Genomic DNA, 18,638 nt, shown 5'->3' with positions numbered 1-18,638 from the left:
CTCCCGGTCAGTGTTAGCCGAAACGCCGCAGAAAACGCACGAGCCCACGCACCAACGGTTTACGTGTGATCGGGCTATAATAGGAGATCGCGGCGCGTTTTCCAATCTCGGCCATGGTCGGATAGGGCGGCACGTAGCCGCGCACGTCCTTGAGCCGGAGGCCATTGGTGACGGCAAGCGCCCACATGTTGATCATTTCACCGGCCCCGGCGCCGGCAATCGAGACACCGAGAATACGCCCCTTGCGATCGACCACCATCTTGATCAGGCCGGTGGTGCGGCGTTCGGCCTGGGCCCGGTCGTTTTCCGCATAGGGCCAGCGCAATACCGAAATCCGGCCGCGTTGGCGCTTGCTTGCTTCTTCCTCGGTCAACCCGACATGAGCAAGCTCGGGATCGGTAAAGGTGACCCAGGGTATGATGTCGCGGTTTTCCTTGGCCGGCAGCCGGAACAGGATCTGCTGTACCACCAGGCCGGCGTGATAGCCGGCAACATGGGTGAATTGCAGGCCGCCGGCAACATCGCCAATGGCGTAGACGCGGGAATTGGACGAGCGCAGATTGGCGCCGACCTTGATGCCGCGCCGGTCATGCTTGATGCCAGCCTTGTCGAGCCCAAGTCCATCCACATTGGCAAGGCGACCAACCGCAACGAGCACGTCGGTGCCATCGACAGAGCCTGCACCGCTGTCGCGTTCGTAATTGACCCGCACACCGGTCTTGCCGCGCTTTTCCACCGAGGTCACCTTGGCGCCCTCCAGGATAGCAACACCCTCGGCACGGATATTGTCGAGCACGATCGCCGCCAGTTCCGGATCATCCTTGCCAAGTGCCCTGGCGCCTTCAACAACCGTAACCTCAGCGCCCAATCGGCGGTGCGCCTGAGCCATTTCCATGCCGATCGGGCCGCCACCGATGACAATGAGATGTTTTGGTGCGCGGGTGCGTTCAAACAGGGTTTCGTTGGTCAGGTAATCAATGTCGTCGAGCCCCGGGATCGGCGGTACGAAAGCCGACGAGCCGGTGGCGACAACGTAACGGCGGGCGCGGATTTCGGTGTCGCCGGCAACGACCGTGTTCTTGTCGACAAAGCGGGCTTCGGCCTGGATCACGTTGACGCCCATGGCACGATAGCGTTCGACCGAATCATTGGGGGCAATGGCGCCGATCACCGACTGGACATGGTCATGGACCTTGCGGAAATTGACCTTGACCTCGCCGGCGGACACGCCGAAATCGGGTGCCTCGGCAATGGCGTGGGCGTGCTTGCCTGCGGCGATCATCGCCTTGGAGGGTACGCAGCCATAATTGAGGCAGTCGCCGCCCATCTTGGCCTTTTCAATCAGAACCACGTCGACGCCAAAGGCAGCGGCGGCGGCGGCGACCGACAGGCCGCCGGAACCCGCGCCAATCACGCAAATATCAGGTGTCAATTGGCTGGTCATGGTCTGGCTACTTTCGATTGGATGAAATCGTGCTGGTGGTTACGGGGCTATGCGGACCCGATGCTATCAGTGCTCAGGCGGCCCGCGAACGATCACGAACCTTGCGAACTATGGTGGGGATGGCCGCGACAATTGCAAGGCCAACAAAGGCAATGGTGATCTCGGGGGTTACCAGATCGGCCACTGAAACCTCGCGTCCGGCCTCTGCCGCCGCGACGATGACGCTGTCGAGACCCTGGCCAAGCCAGGCATAGGCGAAGGTGCCGGGCAGGATGCCGAAGAAGGTCGCCGCCACATAGGGCCGCAGCTTGACGCCGCAAAACGCGGGCGCGATGTTCATGATGAAAAACGGAAACACCGGCGCCAGACGCAGCACGAACAGATAGCCAAAGGCGTTGTCGGCAAAGCCGTCGGCAAGCTTGGCGGCGAAAGGACCGGCGCGCTTGCGCAAAACATCGCTGAAGGCCGACCGGGCGGCGAGGAAGATCACCGTGGCACCAGCGGTGGCCGCCACAGCGGTCAGGGCGCCACCGAGCAACCAGCCGAACAGGAAGCCTGAAAAAATGGTCAGGATCGACGCCGCCGGGAACGAAAAGGCAACAGCGGTGGCATAGATGACGACAAAGCCCAGCGCCGAGCCAATCCGGTGATCGGCGACAAACTGCTTGAGCGTATCGCGCTGTTCGGCAAGAACGCTCAGTGACAGATATTCATGAAGCCCGGCCGCATAGCCTGCGCCCAGTCCAGCCACCACCACGGCCAGCGGCAGATATTTGCGCCAGGCCGGCTTGGGTTGTTCTTGCAGCGCATCGTGATTGCTGGCCATCGATTGTTCCATCTGCCTTGTCGGGGAATGGGCGTTCATGTGCTGTCTCCGGGTTCGGATTGGCGGCGCCGTGTCCGCGTTCGCTCTCGAAGACTGGTTTAGAGGCTGGTCCACACAAGCGCCAATGACAATCCCTCGCTAAATCCCAAAGTCGTGTGAGGTTGGCACCGATCATTCTCACGCTGGCGTGAGAGCGGCGTCATCCCCCGGCCCGGTGTCCGGGGTCAGTTACAGTGCGTTGATGCTCCAGTCATAGTCATAGCCGGCGATCGACGCGCCGGCGATGCGGGCGGCCTTGTCAGCACTCGCCAAGCTCGACCAATGCGCCTTGAGTTTACCCTTGCCGCCGAAATCGGAAGCGTACCAGGAATAGATCTTGGAGGCTGTGATGCGGTTATTCTCGATCTTCACACCGCGCGGATGATTGACGTAATCGACTGCATTCTGATTCAGTTGCGCATCAAGATTGGCGCCGGTGAAAGCGCGCGCGCCCAGATTGGGGCAGGAGTAGGAAGCACAGTTGAGCCCGTAATGCGACATCGGGTTTTTAAACAGCGCGCGGACGATTTCATGTTCGATCTCGTCCAGCGACAGTTCGACGCCATTGACGGTCATCAGCTTGGCTTTCCACGGCCCCGAACCGAATAGAAACGATCCACCCAGATTGACCTTCTTGATCGAGCTGACCGGAAATGCCTCCGCAACCACCTCCAGCGTCTTGGCGTTGTAGAGATTGATCCAGTAGGCATGCGCCTCGTTGGGCGACAATGTGACCGGATTGGTAGCCTCGAGCGAAGCGACATAGGCCTTGAGCGCTCCAAGCTTTGATTTCACACCGCGATAATCGACCTGGTTGTAGTTTTCCGCATCGGCAATGACATGAGTCTTGAGCAGCGCATCATAGGCGGAGTGGTCAACACTGCCGCTGCCAGTGGGGCGAAACCCGACCAGTGCTGCGTGGGCGGGTAGCGGCGTCAATAGAGACGCGCCTGTGAGACTGACAATGCCGGACAGAATGGCGCCTGACAGGACGGTGCGGCGATCGAGGTTCATGGTGGGCGGCATCCTTTGCTGGTAACGCTGCGCAAGCGGCGCTATATCATCGGGGTAGGGGACGGTGACCGGTTTGTTGCTCAGGACTTTGCGCGGGCCTGTCCAAGAAGCAAGACAGATGCGGCCTGGGTCACCGGCTTGTGAATGGAAGTGACCGCGCACAGCCACTGATGGGCTCATTGACTTTTGGGCCGGAACCCGCCTATAAGCCCTGCGTCCGTGGTAGCTTCCGGTTTCCGGGAGCGCTTTTTGACGGACTGAACACCCAAAACGCAGATGTTCCAAGAAGGGCCGCACACCGCGGTATTAAAATAAATGCCAAAGCGTACTTACCAACCATCCAAGCTTGTTCGCAAGCGTCGCCACGGCTTCCGTGCGCGCATGGCCACAAAGGGCGGCCGCAAGGTCATCCAGGCTCGTCGCGCCCGTGGGCGTAGCAGTCTGTCGGCTTAATCGCCGACAGCGGGCCCGCGAAGAAAGAAAATCGCGTGGCGCAAGACGACACCATCAAGAAACCCGGGCGGCTTAAAATCCGTCCGGATTTCCTCGCCGTGCAGAAGGGGACCCGTCTGCGCGGACCCTACTTCCTGCTTGAAATGCTGGACCGCGGCAAACCGGGCGAAGCCCCGCGAATTGGCTTCACCGTGACCCGCAAGCAAGGCAATGCCGTGGAGCGCAATCGGATGCGCCGTCGCCTCAAGGAAGCAGTCCGTCTCATGACGGGGGTTCCATTCAAGCCCGGACATGACTATGTGATTGTCGCGCGACGGGACACGCTGACTGCCCCATTTGACAGACTTGTACGAGCGCTGCGCGAACGGGTCGGGGAAAGCGTCGACCGGAAGCGACCACGACCTATTCGCGACGGACACACTTCCGCCGTGCCAGACAACACCAGAACGCCAGGCGGAACCAGCCCGGCCATCAGGAATGAGTGATGGAAACCAATCGCAACTATTTCGTCGCAATCCTCTTGTCGGTGCTCGTCCTTGTCGCCTGGCAATTCCTTTATGTATCCCCGAAGATCGACCGCGAGCGTGAAGCCGCGCAGGCGCTGCAGACACAACAGGCAGCCCAGTCCGCCGCGACCGGAACGCAGGCAGTCACGCCCGGCGCTGTGAGCGGTACGGCGCCTGGCGGCGACGTGGCGAGCCCGACAGCCGGAACGCCGGTTGTTGCCGGCCTGTCGCGCGAAGACGCCCTTGCCCAGTCCAACCGAATCACCATCGACACGCCAGCCCTGATGGGGTCACTCAATCTCACCGGCGCGCGGATCGACGATCTGCTGCTGAAGGAATACCGCGAGACGATTGACCCAAAAAGCCCCAACATCTCGCTGTTCAATCCGGCAGCTCTCACTGACGGCTATTTTGCTGAAGTCGGCTTTATTGCCGACGCGCAATCGGGCCCGGCGCCCGGACCCGATACCGTCTGGACAGCCGCCGCAGGTCAGGTGCTGACACCGACGACACCGGTGACCCTGACCTACGACAATGGCAACGGGCTGATCTTCACCCGCGTCGTCTCGGTCGACGAAAACTATCTGTTCAGCTTCGAGGACACCATCGCCAACTCGGGCACCGCAACTGCTTCGGTTGCCGGTTATGGCCGGATCACGCGATTCGCCAAGCCGAAAACCCAGGGCATCTATGTGCTGCATGAAGGCCTGATCGGCGTCATCGGCGAAGCAGGGCTGCAGGAAGTCGACTATTCCGACGTCGAGGATTCACCGGCGATTACACCCGCCAAGGCAACCGCCGGCTGGATGGGAATTACCGACAAATACTGGGCCGCAGCGGTTGTGCCGCCGCAGGGCGCAGGGTTTGAAACCCGCTTTGCCTATTTCAGCGACGGCCGGACGCGCTACCAGTCGGATTTCAAATCCGACGCCCAGGCCATCGCGCCCGGCAACAGCGTGACGTCAACGACGCTGGTATTCGCAGGCGCCAAGGAAGTGCCGGTTATCGAAGGTTACGAGACCGAGCACAATATCCTCAATTTCGACCTGATGATCGATTGGGGCTGGTTCTACTTCCTGACAAAACCGATGTTCTGGCTGATCGACGCGCTCTACAAAATGTTCGGTAATTTCGGCGTGGCGATCCTGGCCACCACGGTTCTCGTCAAGCTCGTCTTCTTCCCGCTGGCCAACAAGTCCTATGTGTCGATGGCCAACATGAAAAAGGTGCAGCCCAAGCTTGAAGAGCTGAAAGCCAAGCATGGCGACGACAAGATGGCGTTGCAGCAGGGCATGATGGAGCTCTACAAGAAGGAAAAGATCAACCCGGTGGCCGGTTGCTGGCCGGTGCTGTTGCAGATCCCTGTGTTCTTCTCGCTCTACAAGGTGCTTTACGTCACCATCGAGATGCGCCACGCGCCGTTCTTCGGCTGGATCCAGGATCTGTCGGCGCCCGACCCGACATCGCTGTTCAACCTGTTTGGCCTGTTACCCTATGACGTGCCGTCGTTCCTGATGATCGGCGTCTGGCCGCTGATCATGGGCATCACCATGTTCCTGCAGATGCGCATGAACCCGACGCCGCCGGATCCGACCCAGGCGATGATCTTCACCTGGATGCCGGTGGTCTTCACCTTCATGCTGGCCACATTCCCGGCTGGTCTGGTGATCTATTGGGCCTGGAACAACACGCTTTCGGTGACCCAACAGGGCATCATCATGAAGCGCCAGGGCGCCAAGATCGAACTGTGGGACAACCTGGTAGGTCTGTTCAAACGCAAGAACAAAGCAACCTGATTACGGCACTGGAGCCGGAGCTATGAAATTACCGGCCGATCCGGCGCTCGCCGCCACAGAAGCGCATGCCTTCAATCTGTTCGCCAGGCCGTGGGTATTCATCCGTGGTGTGCCGTCGCTGAAATTCCTGCCACCGGAAGGACCGCCGGAGATTGCCTTTGCCGGCCGCTCCAATGTCGGCAAGTCGTCGCTGATCAATGCGTTGGTCGGCGTCAAGGGACTGGCGCGGACATCCAACACGCCGGGCCGGACCCAGGAGCTGAACTATTTCGTGCCCGAGGGCCATTCCGGTGAGGAAGGCGACCTGCCGCCGATCGCTCTGGTCGACATGCCCGGCTACGGTTATGCCAAGGCACCCAAGGATCAGGTCGATCTGTGGACCAAGCTGGTGTTTGATTACATGCGCGGCCGCTCGACGCTGAAACGGGTCTATCTGCTGATCGATTCGCGCCATGGCGTCAAAAAGAACGATGAAGGCGTGATGGACCTGCTCGACAAGGCGGCGATGTCCTACCAAGTAGTGCTGACCAAGACCGACAAGATCAAGGATGCGGGCATACCGCGACTGGTCACCGAAACGCTGGCGGTTCTGAAAAAACGGCCCGCCGCGTATCCGGAAGTGCTCGTCACCTCATCGGAGAAGGGCGAAGGCCTTACGGAATTGCGAACGGCTATCACCGTTGCTATCGGCACCTGAATCCGGCTTAATGCGACGGAAATTGGGGCGGCTCAGGCGGCCTGATCGGCAGCCGGTTTGAAAGTCAGAGCCAGGCCATTGAGGCAGTGGCGCTTGCCGGTCGGCGCCGGGCCATCGTCAAAGATGTGGCCAAAATGACCACCGCATCGGCGACAATGGACCTCGGTACGCGTCGAAAACAGCGATTTGTCTTCCTTGGTGCGAACCGCATCGGGTTCGGCCTGCCAGAAACTGGGCCAGCCGGTGCCACTGTCGTATTTCACGTCGGATGAATAGACCGGCAGATCACAGCCGGCGCAATGGAACATGCCCTCGCGCTTTTCGGTGTTGAGATCGGAAGAAAAGGCTCGTTCGGTGCCTTCTTCGCGCAGCACGTTGAACTGGGCGGGCGTCAGCTTGGCACGCCATTCAGCCTCGCTCAGCATGAACTCAAAATCGCCTTCGGAAGCGGTGGCGGGGGTGCGGCGGGCAAACACCGACAGCGCCAGCCCGGCCACACCGGCTGCAAGCAGTGCCCGGCGGGGAAGATCGGATGTGTTGGTCATCGGCGTTCTCCTGTGTTGATTTCAGCCTAGATCGACCGGCCGGAAATGGCCAAGCACGGTTTTTCACGGCTGCGTGAAATACCTCCCGCCCGACGGTCAGGCGGGAGGCCACCCGATTGGTGCGCGAGTAATCAAGGGGCTGCCGACGCACCCGGGCAAACGCTACGCGCGCTTCAGGGTATTAGCCCTTGGGCAGCAGCACCTTGTCGATGACGTGAATGACGCCGTTTGACTGATCGACATCGGCGATGGTGACATTGGCGACGCCGCCGGTTTCATCCTCGATCATGATCTTGTCGCCCTTGTAGGTGACGTTGAGCATGCAGCCACCGACCGTCTTGACCGGGTGCGCACCGCCATCATCGTCGACCATCTTCATGATGGCTGCAGACATCGCATCGGCGGCAACAACATGGCAGGTCAGCACCTTGGTCAGCTGATCTTTGTTTTCAGGCTTGAGCAGCGTGTCGACTGTGCCTTCCGGCAGCGCGGCAAAGGCTTCATTGGTGGGTGCGAACACTGTGAACGGGCCTTCACCCATCAACGTATCAACCAGACCGGCAGCCTTGACAGCGGCGACCAGGGTGGTGTGATCGGCCGAATTGACGGCATTTTCGACGATGTTCTTGTCGGCCATCATGGCGGCGCCGCCAACCATCGGGTTTTCGGCCTGGGCCAGGCTCACGCCGGAGAGCAGAATGGCGGAAGCGGCGAGCGTGCGAAGAATGGTTTTCATGGTTCAGCCTCTTGTGTTTTGGGCCGGATAGTCCGGGCCCTGATTATCAGCCGCTTCATTTCGGCGGCGGTTACACAAGAAGAGACGGGAGCCCGGAGAATTTAGTTTCAGCCATTCGTCGTTTTTTTCCGACGTGGCAGATTTCGGCCTATTTCGAAGCCAGCGTGCCGGACAGAACCACCGGGCCGGTCGCCACGCCAGTGGGTGATCCGCCGGCCGGTTCGAGGCTGACCGCAATCAAGGCGCCAGCCGACAACTGATCACTCAGGCTGCGGTCAAGTACCAGCCTGCCGCCGTCCTCGGGCACCAACCCAAGCGAGATCGCTGCACCCTCGCCCGGCACCAGCCACAGTTCCAGCGCCTTGCCGTCATCGGGCGAGAACGCCGCCGGGGTGATCTGCAATGTACCGCTTGCCGGATCGAGCGCTGCGACAAGACCAACGGCACTGCCGGGCGCACCAAGTTCGGCAACCAGCGCGGGGGCGGTGCCGGGCGTCGAACCGCCAACAAGATCGAGATTATAGGCGCCGATCGCCGCAGCAACGGCAACAGACGCCAAAGCCACGCCGCGCCAGAACAACAGCGAACCCCAAAGGCCCGCCGGTTTCGCGGCCTCGGCAAACAGCCGTGCATCAATGCGGGCCTTGACGCCGCGGGGCGGCGCTTCAGGCGCGTAAGCATCGTCCAGCGTCGCCAGCTCGGATTGCCAGAAGCTGACAAGCTCGGCAAAGGCCGGCTCGCTGGCAATTCGCTGTTCGACACCGCGACGCTCATCAAGCGGCAGCACGCCAAGCACGTATTCGCCGGCCAGGGCATTATCGTCGGAATGGGGGGCGCCGATGCTCATCGGTTCAGGCACTCTCTCAGTTTGATCAGGCTACGGCGCAGCCAGGTTCGCATTGTATTGAGCGGCACCGCATTCTGCGCGGCCAACTCCTGATAACTCAAGCCCTCTACATAGGCATTGACGACCGCGGCCGCCTTGTCGGCTTCCAGCTCGCCAAGGCAAGCCTCGATCCGCCGACCCTCGCCGGCAAGTGCTGCCCGCGCTTCGGGATCGAGATCCGGGTCAGCCATGTCCGGCGCCTGATCATACTCCAGCGTTGCCGGCTGGCGCGCCCTGATCATGTCGATCGCCTGGTTACGGGCGATCGCCACCAGCCAGGCCATGGCCGAGGCCTTGTCGGCGCGAAAGCTGCCGGCGCGACGCCAGATCCGGACATAGACCTCCTGAACAGCGTCCTCTGCCTGAGCCCTGTCCTTGAGAATACGAAGACAAACACCAAAAAGTTTCGCGCTGGTGCTGTCATACAGCGTGGAAAACGCCGCGCGGTTGCCGAGCGCGGTGTGAACAATCAGCCCTGAAAGATCTTGCTGGCTCATAACGGGTTCAGTTTCTCCACTGCGACGACCGCAGCAACACCGGTCAGAAGCGCTCACGAATGCGCGGCCGCGGGTTGCTGTATTGCTGCATACGCGAAAATCGACGGTTTGGTTCTGGCAATCATTGAAGCCGGCACGGATTGCCGTTAAACACCGCTCCAGTTCATATAAGTGAGTGAGCTCTGCGTGCCTGTCCTGGTTCATACGCGGCGCTCGAGCCTCAAGGGGACGCCGCGCCAATGACCGATGCCACCAGCGACACCGCCGCTACACAGGCCCGCTTGCTTGCCGAGGCGCTGCCCTACATGCAGCGCTACGAGAACAAGACGATCGTCGTCAAATATGGCGGCCACGCCATGGGCAACGCTTCGCTCGGCAAGGCATTCGCGCAGGACATCGCCCTGCTCAAGCAATCAGGTGTCAACCCGATTGTCGTGCATGGCGGCGGCCCGCAGATTGGCGCAATGCTTGCCAAGATGGGCATTGAATCGAAATTCGAAGGCGGGTTGCGGGTGACCGACGCCAAAACCGTCGAGATTGTCGAGATGGTTCTGGCCGGCTCGATCAACAAGGAAATCGTCGCCCTGATCAATGCCGAGGGCGAATGGGCGATTGGCCTGTGCGGCAAGGACGGCAACATGGTTTATGCCGAAAAGGCCCAGAAGACAGTGACCGATCCCGATTCCAACATCGAACGCGTTGTCGATCTCGGCTTTGTCGGCGAACCGGTGGAAGTTGACCGGACGCTGCTCGACCTGCTCGCCAAATCGGAAATGATCCCGGTGCTGGCGCCGGTGGCGCCGGGCCGCGACGGTCACACCTACAACATCAACGCCGATACTTTCGCCGGCGCGATTGCTGGGGCGCTGAATGCCACCCGGCTGCTGTTCCTGACCGACGTGCCAGGCGTGCTCGACAAGGACAGCAAGCTGATCGACGAATTGACGGTCAGCCAAGCCCGCGCACTGATTGCCGATGGGACGATCTCAGGCGGCATGATCCCCAAGGTTGAAACCTGCATCGAGGCGCTCGACCGGGGTGTCGAAGGCGTGGTCATCCTCAACGGCAAGACGCCGCACGCGGTGCTGCTGGAAATCTTTACCTCGCATGGCGCAGGCACCCTGCTGGTGCCGTAATACCGGCCTGAACAACCAGCCCCACCCAGCAATGGCCGGAATTAGCGGCGGGTACTGGTCGATTTCGGGATCACCGGCACCACGCCCTTGATGCTGTCGCCAAGATTCTGTTCGAAACGGCGCGACTGGTCGTCAAGCGTGGCGCGGGTCGAGGGATCGAGAATGGCAATCGGCACAGAGACCGCAAGACCTGCCGCCGAGCCCACCGTATTGGAGACCGACAGCGCCGTGGTGCCGAGTTCGGCGCCAAGCCCGAGATCCTGGTCGGTGACGGTCTGGCCATCGATCAGCCGTTGTCCCAAAAGCCGCACCACTTCGGGGCTTTCGGCGAATTTGGAATGGTTGAGGCTGTCGCCGACCTGTAATGCCGAGAGATCAAGGACGGTGATACCCTCCTTTTCCAGCAGTTGGCGGTAGGCCGGGTCGGTGATGTCGATCTGTCCGAGCCGGTCGACATTGCCGGAAATTCGCCGCGACAAGGTCAGCGCGCGGTCATCCTTGGACACGAACACCGTGAACTTGGGCCGGTCCGGTCCCATATCGGCCAATTGCTGGCGGAACACATCGATGTCGAGATCGGGAGATGCCAGGATCACGTTCTGGATCTTGGACGGAATGCCATCATTGCGGATCGCCATCTGGCGGAGCGATTCAACCGTCAGCCAGGTGCCCATCGAATGGGCCAGCACGGTGATTTCGCGGATGTTCTTCTCGTTGACGGCGGCGGTGAGCACTCCCTCTAGCGCTGAGCGGGAGTAATTCGTGCTTTCCTTGTCGTAGGGATAGGCGAACACCGATCCGCGTGACGGCCAGGTGAACATTACCGGCGCGGCATCGGTCTTGCTGTCATGGGCGATCTGGGCAAAGCGGTAGACGGCTTTTTCATAGCGATTGTTGAAGCCATGGACGAAGACCAGCAAGCGGCCGCTGGGCGATTTGTTGCGCCGGTACCAATCGCTCATCGCCGTCTTGCCTTCAACCGGGCTCACCGCCAGCGTCGCAAAATCCCGCGAAGGGTCCGCTGGCAACTTCTTCGGCCACTGCACTTCACCGATCTTGCGGCTCGCTTCGGGTGGAATTGAAACCACCAATTCGTTGAAATCGATCTGGTTGCCACGCTCACCGGTGTAGAGCAGGCCCGGATTATCAGACGGGGCGCGGGTGGTGGCGACCATGATCGAAACAGAAGTCGCGTCCGCCGAGGTCTGGGCCACGGGGGAGAGCACGCCTTCGGGTGCGCTGACGCAAGCCGACAAACCCAGGACTATCGACATCACCCCAACGCACAGTCGACTGGCTGGCAATCCCTGTTTCGGCATTTGCTGCGCAGACATGAGACAATCACCCGAATTGGAAGGAATGCAGGCGCTACTGGCCGGCCAGACGCATACTGCGCTCAGACGAGCAAAAGCACGACAATACCGGCAACAATGAGGATACAGCCGGAAATTTCAAGTCTGTTGACATGTTCGCGGAAAATCAGCACCGACGAGGCGAAGGTGAAAATCATCTCGATCTGGGCCAGCGCCTTGACCACGGCGGCGGTTTGCAGTGTCATCGCCATGAACCAGCCGAAGGATGCGGTGGCGCCAACCAGGCCGACCATGGTGGCGATTTTCCAGGCTGCGCGAATGCGAGCCAGTTCGCCGGGCGCCCGCATCCACATCCACACCAGCATGACGCAGGTCTGCAGGGTAATCGCCGCAAGCAGGGTGACCGCTGCCTGCATCATGAAGTTGGGTCCACCGAGCGACAGCGAGGCGGCGCGATAGCCGACGGCGGCGATGCCGAAGACAGTTCCCGACGCCAGCCCCAGCGCCGCAGTGCGCGAAAACACCGACCGCAGCAATGCCGCCGCACCGGTTGCAGAGCGGGCTACCGAAATCAACACCACGCCAACCAGGCTGATGCCGATAGCCACCAGCGTGCCCGGGCCAATGCGGTCGCCCAGGAAGATCAGACCGAACAATGCCGCCTGCGCCGGTTCCGTGCGCGAATAGGCAGTGCCAACAGTGAAATTGCGGTGGCTGAACATCTGGATCAGCAATGCCTGCGCGGTGATCTGCGCCAGCGCGGCGAGCACCACCCAGCCAAAAAATTCGGCGTTGAGGCGCGGCAACGGATTGTCCAGAACGAACACCAGCAGTGCGACGAAGACCACGGCGAACGGCAGACCGAAGCCGAAGCGCACAAAGGTGGCGCCGGTGGTGCCCATGACTCCCTTGAGGTGTTTTTGCAGCACTGAGCGGATGTTCTGCAAGAACGCCGCGGCGATGGTGATGAGTATCCAGGTTTCCATTAAGCTGCGGGTACCACGCCGACCGGCGGTCTCGCCACATTTTTTTACCCGGCGTGCCGCTACACCCTTTTCTTCGCGCACGGGCGTGCCATAACAACTCAATGACCGAAAAGAACCTGCCCCCCGAACCCGCCTCTTTTGCCCATGTGACCGAATGGGTATTTGATCTCGACAACACGCTGTACCCGCGTTCGATCGACCTTTTTTCGCAGATCGACAGGAAGATGACCGAGTATGTGCGCAAACTGTTGACGATGGACCATGACGCGGCGCGCACTATTCAGAAAAAATATTATCGCGACCACGGCACCACATTGCAGGGGCTGATGCTCAACCACGGAGTTGACCCCAACGACTTTCTGGAGACGGTCCATGATATTGATTATTCCTGGGTGAAACCGGATCCGGCACTGGGTGCTGCCATCAAGGCGCTGCCGGGACGCAAGTTCATCTTCACCAATGGCGATACCCTGCATGCCGAGCGCACCGCGCGGGCGCTCGGGATTCTCGATCATTTCGACGACATATTCGACATCATCGCCGCCGATTTCATACCCAAGCCAGCGCCGGAAACCTATGCACGGTTCCTCGACAAGCACGGTGTCAACACGGAACAGGCGGCGATGTTCGAGGATCTGCCACGCAATCTGCTGGCGCCGCATCAACTGGGCATGCGCACCGTGCTGATTGTTCCCAACAATCTCGATGTAGTGCTCGACGAAGTCTGGGAACATGAGGGCAAGGACGGCGCGCATATCCACCATGTCACCGATGATCTGGCGTCGTTCCTGAAGACGATTGCTGCCTGACCGACGCCCGCGGAAGCGTTGTTGCGCAACGGGTTAGGCCTCTACCTTTCCGATATTTAATCTACATTACAGGGCTTTAAGTGGTGGCGGCGACTGGCAGCCACCACATTGGGGAGGCAAACAGTTCTGCCCCCAAGGAAAGGTTATCCCATGAAAAATATACTTCTCGCCACCATCGCCGCGACGCTTGTCGCTTCCGTTGCCGTTCCCGCCATGGCTGCGCCGCAGGGCGAAGGCCATCGCGGCCCACGCATCGAACGCATGATGGAGCGGTTTGACGCCAATCGCGACGGCGCCGTCATGCTCGACGAGATTGCCGCGCACCGCACCGCCATGTTCGAAAGCGCGGATACCGACAAATCCGGCACGCTGAGCGAACAGGAGATCGCCGCATTTGGCGAGATGCACAAGGCGGAACGCAAAAAGGCCCGGGACGAGCGTCGCGCCGAACGCGGTGGTGACCAGAACCAGAAGATGGGCAAGCACCACGGCAAACGTGATGGTGAAGGCCGCCACGCCGACAGGCATGAAGGCAAGCGCGGCGAAGGACGCCACGCCGACAGGCATGAAGGCAAGCGCGGCGAAGGACGCCACGCCGGCAAGCATGACGGCAAACGTGGAGAAGGCCGCCATGGCGGACCCAGCCTCGAACGCCTCGACACCGACAAGAATGGTGAAATCAGCGTCGAGGAATTTGCCGCAATGGACACGACGATGTTCGAACGGTTCGACCGCAATGGCGACAACAAGATCGACATCACCGACTTCTACGGCAAGCGCGCCGACAACAACTAAGCCGCCACGCTCAGCCGAACAAGATCAGGCCGGACCTCGCGTCCGGCCTGTTTTTTATGCCGCCAAAGGCAGGCCGTAATGGGCGGCAATCAGTCCCCAGGCCTCTTCGGCGGTATCGACAATGCTGAACAGCTTGAGATCGTCGGGTGAAATGGTACCGAAATCGGCCAGTGCCTGAAAATTGACGATCGAACTCCAGAATTCCGACCCGAACAGAATGAACGGCACCGGTTCCATGCGGCCCGTCTGAATCAGCGTCAGGGACTCGAACATTTCATCAAGCGTGCCGAAGCCGCCTGGGAAAATCGTGACAGCCTTGGCGCGGACCAGAAAATGCATCTTGCGGATGGCGAAATAGTGAAAGTTCAGGCTGAATTCGGGCGTCACATAGATGTTGGGCGCCTGCTCGTGTGGCAACACGATGTTGAGACCGATCGAGGCGGCACCGACATCGTGGGCGCCGCGGTTGCCTGCCTCCATCACGCCCGGACCACCGCCGGTGACGATGACATATTCCTGCCCGTCGCAGGCCAGCGACTGGGTCGAACACAGCCGCGCAAAGGCGCGGGCCTCGTCATAATAGCGCGACGCGGCGGTCAGGTTCTTGGACTGGGTCTCGTTCTTGGCAGCCCAAGGCTCGGTGCCCGGCTCGGGAATGCGGGCGCCGCCGAACATGACCACCGTCGACTTGATCCCGGCTTCGCCAAGGATCACCTCAGGCTTGAGCAATTCCAGTTGCAGCCGGACCGGACGGAGATCCTCGCGGCAGAGAAAATCCTCGTCCGCATAGGCCAGCCGGTAGGACGGCGACGTGGTCTGCGGGGTCTTCGGTTGCCGGTCAGCCCGGCGCTTGTCTTCACCGCTGTCGGCTAGCGGATCCCAAACCTGATTGGTGCGTTTGGCGCTCATTTGCATGTCCCTATTGTGTCAATGGCGCTGGTGCCGGAATTGACCCCGCGTGCCACCTCGCTTAGGAGATGTGCAACGGCGAAGGCGGTCCGGCGCCCTGCGCTTTGTTTTGTCAACTCTAGACGTTGAACCTTAAGGAATCGCCACGATGAAGCATGACCTGGCAGCACTTGCCTCCACCATCGAAACCGCTTTCGAAGAGCGTGACAACATCTCCACGGCCACGCGCGGCGAGGTACGCGACGCCGTCGACCAGGCGCTCAACCTGCTCGATCGCGGCGAGGCGCGGGTCGCCGAGCGTGGCGAAGATGGCGCCTGGACGGTCAATCAGTGGCTCAAGAAGGCGGTACTGCTGTCGTTTCGTCTCAACCCGATGGAAGTCATCAAGGGTGGCCCCGGCGACGCGGTCTGGTGGGACAAGGTTCCCTCCAAGTTCGAGGGCTGGACAGCCAACGAGTTTGAGCGCTCGGGCTTCCGCGCGGTGCCGGGCTCGATTGTCCGGCGCGGTGCTTTCATCGGCAAGAATGTCGTGCTGATGCCATCCTTCGTCAATCTCGGTGCCTATGTCGACGAGGGTTCGATGGTCGATGGCTGGGCCACGGTCGGCTCCTGCGCACAGATCGGCAAGAACGTGCACCTGTCCGGCGGCGTCGGCATCGGCGGCGTTCTGGAGCCGTTGCAGGCAGGCCCCACCATCATCGAGGACAATTGCTTCATCGGTGCCCGCTCGGAAGTCGTCGAAGGCTGCATCGTGCGTGAAGGTTCGGTGCTCGGCATGGGCGTGTTCATCGGCAAGTCGACCCGCATCGTCAACCGGATGACCGGCGAGATCAGCTATGGCGAAGTCCCGCCCTATTCGGTGGTGGTAGCGGGCTCGATGCCGTCATCGGGAACCATGGGCAATGGCGCAGCAGCTCCCAATCTCTACTGCGCCGTGATCGTCAAGACAGTGGATGCCAAGACCCGGTCGAAAACCGGTATCAACGAGCTGCTGCGGGACTGACCGCGGCGATGGCGGCGCTCCCCCAATCCGGCATGCGCTGGCTGCTGTTCAGCGCGTCTGGCCGGTTGTCGCGCCGGACCTACGCCTGGGCGCTGCTGTTCTGGACAGCGGTATTTGCAGTGCCGGTGTCAGCTGCCGTTTCAGCTGGCGACGACTCATCGGCGCTGGCGACCGCCGGTCTGGGATTTATGCTGACTTTTGCGGTTGCGGCCTGGTCGGTCGCGGTGATGTCGATCAAGCGGCTGCATGATGCCGGGTTGCCAGTTATCCTCGTTGTCGTGCTGCTGGTTCCTGCGGCATCGCTTTTGATGCTGATCGCCATCATGGTCTGGCCTTCGGTGAAAGGCCCGAATGGCCACGGGCCGGGGCCGGACCAACCGGGCTACTGAAGGATCAGCCCTGTCCCTGCGGCAATGGCGATCAACCGCAAGCGTCTTCGGCTCTTCTCAACTTCAGTCCCTCCCTGCCATTTGCGGAGCCGGGCAAGACGTTTGAACCACCAATCTGGTGGCTACGCTGATGGGCTATTGGCATTTCCACATAGCCCTGCATCGGGACCAATAAAGCCCCCTCCCCCAATTCCCGAACAAGGGATGCGTCCGTTCACCGGAGTCCGCCATTGTGACGTGTTGCGCAACCTTTGGTTTTGCAATATGAATATCGCAACCTATAATTCCATTTCGAGTTGTTTCAACCAGAGCAAGGAGAGAGTGCGATGAATGATTTTTGGGTGGAGTTCACGGCGGGTACGACAATTGCTCAAATTACCGCGGGGCTTGCGGCTGTTCCGGCGATCAACCCGCAACTGCAAGGCGATACGTGGTTCTTCACCGCCAGATGGGGAACAACGCAACGTGACCTGAACAATCTGAGAGGGCGAATCGAGACCGGCTCGGGACGCAACAGCGTTTCGGATATCGGCCTCCAGGGCGATTCCAAGACACTGCACAAATAGGCTCGCCTGTTGCCGTAAGCGGCATCGCAAGGGTCCGAGCTTTTGGCGCGTTGGACAGTCGACAGATTCGGGGCAATCGTCTAATCACGAGATCATGACGCTAACCGATCCCACACAGACACTTGCCGCCCTGATCCGGTGCCCTTCCGTAACGCCAGACGAAGGCGGAGCGCTGACAACGCTTTCCGCGATGCTGGCCGAACTCGGCTTTACCAATGACCGGGTGACCTTCTCCGACACCGGCACGCCCGATGTCGACAATCTCTATTCGCGGCTTGGCACCGAGGGGCCGCATCTGATGTTTGCCGGCCATACCGATGTGGTGCCGGTGGGCGACGCCGGGGCCTGGACCCAGGATCCGTTCGCCGCAGAAATCATTAACGGCGAAATGTATGGCCGCGGCGCCGTCGACATGAAGGGCGGCATTGCCTGCTTCGTCTCGGCGTTGGCGCGGTTGATTGCCCGCCGCGGTGCGCCCGCAGGCTCGGTGTCGCTGCTGATTACCGGCGACGAGGAAGGCCCCAGCATCAACGGTACCGAAAAGCTACTCGCACATGCGACAGCCAAGGGCGAGCACTGGGATGCGGCGCTGGTGGGCGAGCCAACCAATCCCGACCAGCTCGGTGACATGATCAAGATCGGCCGGCGCGGCTCGCTTTCGGGTGTACTGACAGTAGAGGGCGTGCAAGGCCATGTCGCCTACCCGCATCTGGCCGACAATCCGCTGCGCGGAATGCTGACGCTGGCAAAGGCGCTGATGCAACCACCGCTCGATGCCGGCAACGAGCGGTTTCCGCCGTCCAATCTGGAAGTCACCTCGATCGACACCGGCAACCCCTCTTCAAACGTGATCCCGGCGCGGGCCACGGCGCGGTTCAACATTCGCTTCAACGACATCTGGACCGCCGACAGCCTGGCAGCGGAACTGCGCGGACGGCTCGAACGCGCCGCCGGCGAGAACGGGCTTCGCCAGGGTCGCGATCCGGTGCGCTACAGCATCGAGTTCAGCGATCGCCCCTCGCCCTCCTTCGTGACACGGGATACGGCACTGATCGAGGCGCTGTCGGCAGCGGTGCTGGAGGCGACCGGGCGCAGTTCGTCACTATCGACTACGGGCGGCACCTCCGACGCGCGTTTCATCAAGAACTATTGTCCGGTGGTCGAATTCGGGCTGGTTGGCAAAACCATGCACATGGTCGATGAACGGGTCGCGCTGACAGATCTCGAAGGACTGACGACGATCTATGAGGTGTTTCTCGAGCGCTGGTTCGACAGCGTCAGGACGGGCTGAAC

At 60.8% G+C, this 18,638-nt stretch carries 21 protein-coding genes; 11 read left to right on the top strand and 10 right to left on the bottom strand.

The features are described from left to right. Positions 1–13: 13 nt before the first annotated feature. The 3 genes from OEG84_RS18255 to OEG84_RS18245 all read right to left on the bottom strand — a co-directional run bounded on the left by OEG84_RS18255 (position 14) and on the right by OEG84_RS18245 (position 3,323). Positions 14–1,444, bottom strand: coding sequence for a dihydrolipoyl dehydrogenase family protein (locus tag OEG84_RS18255; RefSeq protein WP_267655050.1), 1,431 nt, complete (start codon positions 1,442–1,444; stop codon positions 14–16). Positions 1,445–1,517: 73 nt separating this feature from the next. Next, entirely contained in the window at positions 1,518–2,309 is a 792-nt protein-coding gene (locus tag OEG84_RS18250) for a TVP38/TMEM64 family protein (protein WP_324288223.1), read from the bottom strand. 189 nt (positions 2,310–2,498) lie between these two features. Further along, positions 2,499–3,323: a DUF547 domain-containing protein gene (locus OEG84_RS18245; RefSeq protein WP_267655049.1), complete on the bottom strand. Its 825-nt coding sequence runs from the start codon at positions 3,321–3,323 to the stop codon at positions 2,499–2,501. Between the two features lie 315 nt (positions 3,324–3,638). On the opposite strand from OEG84_RS18245, the gene rpmH reads away from it, so the two are divergent. From rpmH to yihA, 4 genes are read left to right on the top strand one after another with little or no spacing between them, the layout of a single operon-like run. Next, positions 3,639–3,776, top strand: coding sequence for a 50S ribosomal protein L34 (gene rpmH, locus OEG84_RS18240; RefSeq protein ID WP_267655048.1), 138 nt, complete (start codon positions 3,639–3,641; stop codon positions 3,774–3,776). 35 nt (positions 3,777–3,811) lie between these two features. After that, positions 3,812–4,261: a ribonuclease P protein component gene (gene rnpA / locus OEG84_RS18235; protein WP_267655047.1), complete on the top strand. Its 450-nt coding sequence runs from the start codon at positions 3,812–3,814 to the stop codon at positions 4,259–4,261. Beyond that, entirely contained in the window at positions 4,261–6,078 is a 1,818-nt protein-coding gene (gene yidC / locus OEG84_RS18230; RefSeq protein ID WP_267655046.1) for a membrane protein insertase YidC, read from the top strand. Before rnpA ends, yidC begins: the two co-directional genes overlap by 1 nt. Positions 6,079–6,100: 22 nt before the next feature. Then, a complete protein-coding gene (gene yihA / locus OEG84_RS18225; protein WP_267655045.1) occupies positions 6,101–6,775 on the top strand; it encodes a ribosome biogenesis GTP-binding protein YihA/YsxC in 675 nt (224 codons plus the stop codon). 32 nt (positions 6,776–6,807) lie between these two features. On the opposite strand, the gene msrB is transcribed toward yihA, so the two are convergent. From msrB to OEG84_RS18205, 4 genes are all read right to left on the bottom strand, one after another. Further along, entirely contained in the window at positions 6,808–7,320 is a 513-nt protein-coding gene (gene msrB / locus OEG84_RS18220) for a peptide-methionine (R)-S-oxide reductase MsrB (RefSeq protein ID WP_267655044.1), read from the bottom strand. A 181-nt stretch (positions 7,321–7,501) separates the two neighbouring features. Next, positions 7,502–8,056 carry a fasciclin domain-containing protein gene (locus tag OEG84_RS18215; protein WP_267655043.1) on the bottom strand — a complete coding sequence of 185 codons (555 nt, stop codon included), beginning with the start codon at positions 8,054–8,056 and terminating at the stop codon, positions 7,502–7,504. 148 nt (positions 8,057–8,204) lie between these two features. Continuing rightward, on the bottom strand, positions 8,205–8,903 hold the full coding sequence (locus OEG84_RS18210; protein WP_267655042.1) for an anti-sigma factor: 699 nt from the start codon (positions 8,901–8,903) through the stop codon (positions 8,205–8,207). Further along, positions 8,900–9,439, bottom strand: a complete 540-nt coding sequence (locus OEG84_RS18205) for a sigma-70 family RNA polymerase sigma factor (protein ID WP_267655041.1) — start codon at positions 9,437–9,439, stop codon at positions 8,900–8,902. The genes OEG84_RS18210 and OEG84_RS18205 overlap by 4 nt, the downstream gene beginning before the upstream one ends. Positions 9,440–9,678: 239 nt before the next feature. On the opposite strand from OEG84_RS18205, the gene argB reads away from it, so the two are divergent. Beyond that, complete coding sequence (argB, locus tag OEG84_RS18200; RefSeq protein ID WP_267655040.1) at positions 9,679–10,575, top strand: acetylglutamate kinase; 897 nt, start codon at positions 9,679–9,681, stop codon at positions 10,573–10,575. Positions 10,576–10,616: 41 nt separating this feature from the next. On the opposite strand, the gene OEG84_RS18195 is transcribed toward argB, so the two are convergent. Continuing rightward, a complete protein-coding gene (locus OEG84_RS18195) occupies positions 10,617–11,909 on the bottom strand; it encodes an alpha/beta hydrolase (protein ID WP_267655039.1) in 1,293 nt (430 codons plus the stop codon). Between the two features lie 62 nt (positions 11,910–11,971). After that, positions 11,972–12,874: a DMT family transporter gene (locus OEG84_RS18190; RefSeq protein WP_267656249.1), complete on the bottom strand. Its 903-nt coding sequence runs from the start codon at positions 12,872–12,874 to the stop codon at positions 11,972–11,974. A gap of 101 nt (positions 12,875–12,975) precedes the next feature. Here OEG84_RS18190 and OEG84_RS18185 point away from each other — a divergent pair, with 101 nt between their 5' ends. Together OEG84_RS18185 and OEG84_RS18180 are read left to right on the top strand one after the other, a co-directional pair. Beyond that, on the top strand, positions 12,976–13,683 hold the full coding sequence (locus tag OEG84_RS18185; protein WP_267655038.1) for a pyrimidine 5'-nucleotidase: 708 nt from the start codon (positions 12,976–12,978) through the stop codon (positions 13,681–13,683). Positions 13,684–13,833: 150 nt separating this feature from the next. Beyond that, positions 13,834–14,478 (top strand): EF-hand domain-containing protein, encoded by a 645-nt coding sequence (locus OEG84_RS18180; protein ID WP_267655037.1) that lies wholly within the window; start codon positions 13,834–13,836, stop codon positions 14,476–14,478. Positions 14,479–14,532: 54 nt separating this feature from the next. Here OEG84_RS18180 and OEG84_RS18175 read toward each other — a convergent pair whose 3' ends face one another. Further along, on the bottom strand, positions 14,533–15,387 hold the full coding sequence (locus OEG84_RS18175; RefSeq protein WP_425602870.1) for an LOG family protein: 855 nt from the start codon (positions 15,385–15,387) through the stop codon (positions 14,533–14,535). Positions 15,388–15,535: 148 nt separating this feature from the next. Here OEG84_RS18175 and dapD point away from each other — a divergent pair, with 148 nt between their 5' ends. The 4 genes from dapD (at position 15,536) to dapE (ending at position 18,636) form a co-directional block, all read left to right on the top strand. Then, positions 15,536–16,390 carry a 2,3,4,5-tetrahydropyridine-2,6-dicarboxylate N-succinyltransferase gene (dapD, locus tag OEG84_RS18170; protein WP_267655035.1) on the top strand — a complete coding sequence of 285 codons (855 nt, stop codon included), beginning with the start codon at positions 15,536–15,538 and terminating at the stop codon, positions 16,388–16,390. Positions 16,391–16,398: 8 nt separating this feature from the next. After that, a complete protein-coding gene (locus tag OEG84_RS18165) occupies positions 16,399–16,779 on the top strand; it encodes a DUF805 domain-containing protein (protein ID WP_267655034.1) in 381 nt (126 codons plus the stop codon). 326 nt (positions 16,780–17,105) lie between these two features. Beyond that, positions 17,106–17,345: a hypothetical protein gene (locus tag OEG84_RS18160; RefSeq protein ID WP_267655033.1), complete on the top strand. Its 240-nt coding sequence runs from the start codon at positions 17,106–17,108 to the stop codon at positions 17,343–17,345. Between the two features lie 94 nt (positions 17,346–17,439). Beyond that, complete coding sequence (gene dapE, locus OEG84_RS18155) at positions 17,440–18,636, top strand: succinyl-diaminopimelate desuccinylase (RefSeq protein WP_267655032.1); 1,197 nt, start codon at positions 17,440–17,442, stop codon at positions 18,634–18,636. Positions 18,637–18,638: the final 2 nt, after the last annotated feature.

It is taken from the genome of Hoeflea algicola, from assembly GCF_026619415.1.
GTDB classification, from domain to species: domain Bacteria; phylum Pseudomonadota; class Alphaproteobacteria; order Rhizobiales; family Rhizobiaceae; genus Hoeflea; species Hoeflea algicola.
This window is presented reverse-complemented; position numbering and strand designations above follow the sequence as displayed.

Coding starts and splice junctions, on each gene's coding strand:
- OEG84_RS18180 (WP_267655037.1), top strand. CDS start 13,834: ATGAAAAATATACTTCTCGCCACCATCGCCGCGACGCTTGTCGCTTCC.
- OEG84_RS18250 (WP_324288223.1), bottom strand. CDS start 2,309: ATGAACGCCCATTCCCCGACAAGGCAGATGGAACAATCGATGGCCAGC.
- argB (WP_267655040.1), top strand. CDS start 9,679: ATGACCGATGCCACCAGCGACACCGCCGCTACACAGGCCCGCTTGCTT.
- rpmH (WP_267655048.1), top strand. CDS start 3,639: ATGCCAAAGCGTACTTACCAACCATCCAAGCTTGTTCGCAAGCGTCGC.
- OEG84_RS18165 (WP_267655034.1), top strand. CDS start 16,399: ATGGCGGCGCTCCCCCAATCCGGCATGCGCTGGCTGCTGTTCAGCGCG.
- OEG84_RS18160 (WP_267655033.1), top strand. CDS start 17,106: ATGAATGATTTTTGGGTGGAGTTCACGGCGGGTACGACAATTGCTCAA.
- yidC (WP_267655046.1), top strand. CDS start 4,261: ATGGAAACCAATCGCAACTATTTCGTCGCAATCCTCTTGTCGGTGCTC.
- dapE (WP_267655032.1), top strand. CDS start 17,440: ATGACGCTAACCGATCCCACACAGACACTTGCCGCCCTGATCCGGTGC.
- OEG84_RS18205 (WP_267655041.1), bottom strand. CDS start 9,439: ATGAGCCAGCAAGATCTTTCAGGGCTGATTGTTCACACCGCGCTCGGC.
- OEG84_RS18255 (WP_267655050.1), bottom strand. CDS start 1,444: ATGACCAGCCAATTGACACCTGATATTTGCGTGATTGGCGCGGGTTCC.
- yihA (WP_267655045.1), top strand. CDS start 6,101: ATGAAATTACCGGCCGATCCGGCGCTCGCCGCCACAGAAGCGCATGCC.
- OEG84_RS18195 (WP_267655039.1), bottom strand. CDS start 11,909: ATGTCTGCGCAGCAAATGCCGAAACAGGGATTGCCAGCCAGTCGACTG.
- OEG84_RS18210 (WP_267655042.1), bottom strand. CDS start 8,903: ATGAGCATCGGCGCCCCCCATTCCGACGATAATGCCCTGGCCGGCGAA.
- OEG84_RS18190 (WP_267656249.1), bottom strand. CDS start 12,874: ATGGAAACCTGGATACTCATCACCATCGCCGCGGCGTTCTTGCAGAAC.
- dapD (WP_267655035.1), top strand. CDS start 15,536: ATGAAGCATGACCTGGCAGCACTTGCCTCCACCATCGAAACCGCTTTC.
- OEG84_RS18215 (WP_267655043.1), bottom strand. CDS start 8,056: ATGAAAACCATTCTTCGCACGCTCGCCGCTTCCGCCATTCTGCTCTCC.
- OEG84_RS18245 (WP_267655049.1), bottom strand. CDS start 3,323: ATGAACCTCGATCGCCGCACCGTCCTGTCAGGCGCCATTCTGTCCGGC.
- OEG84_RS18175 (WP_425602870.1), bottom strand. CDS start 15,387: ATGAGCGCCAAACGCACCAATCAGGTTTGGGATCCGCTAGCCGACAGC.
- msrB (WP_267655044.1), bottom strand. CDS start 7,320: ATGACCAACACATCCGATCTTCCCCGCCGGGCACTGCTTGCAGCCGGT.
- OEG84_RS18185 (WP_267655038.1), top strand. CDS start 12,976: ATGACCGAAAAGAACCTGCCCCCCGAACCCGCCTCTTTTGCCCATGTG.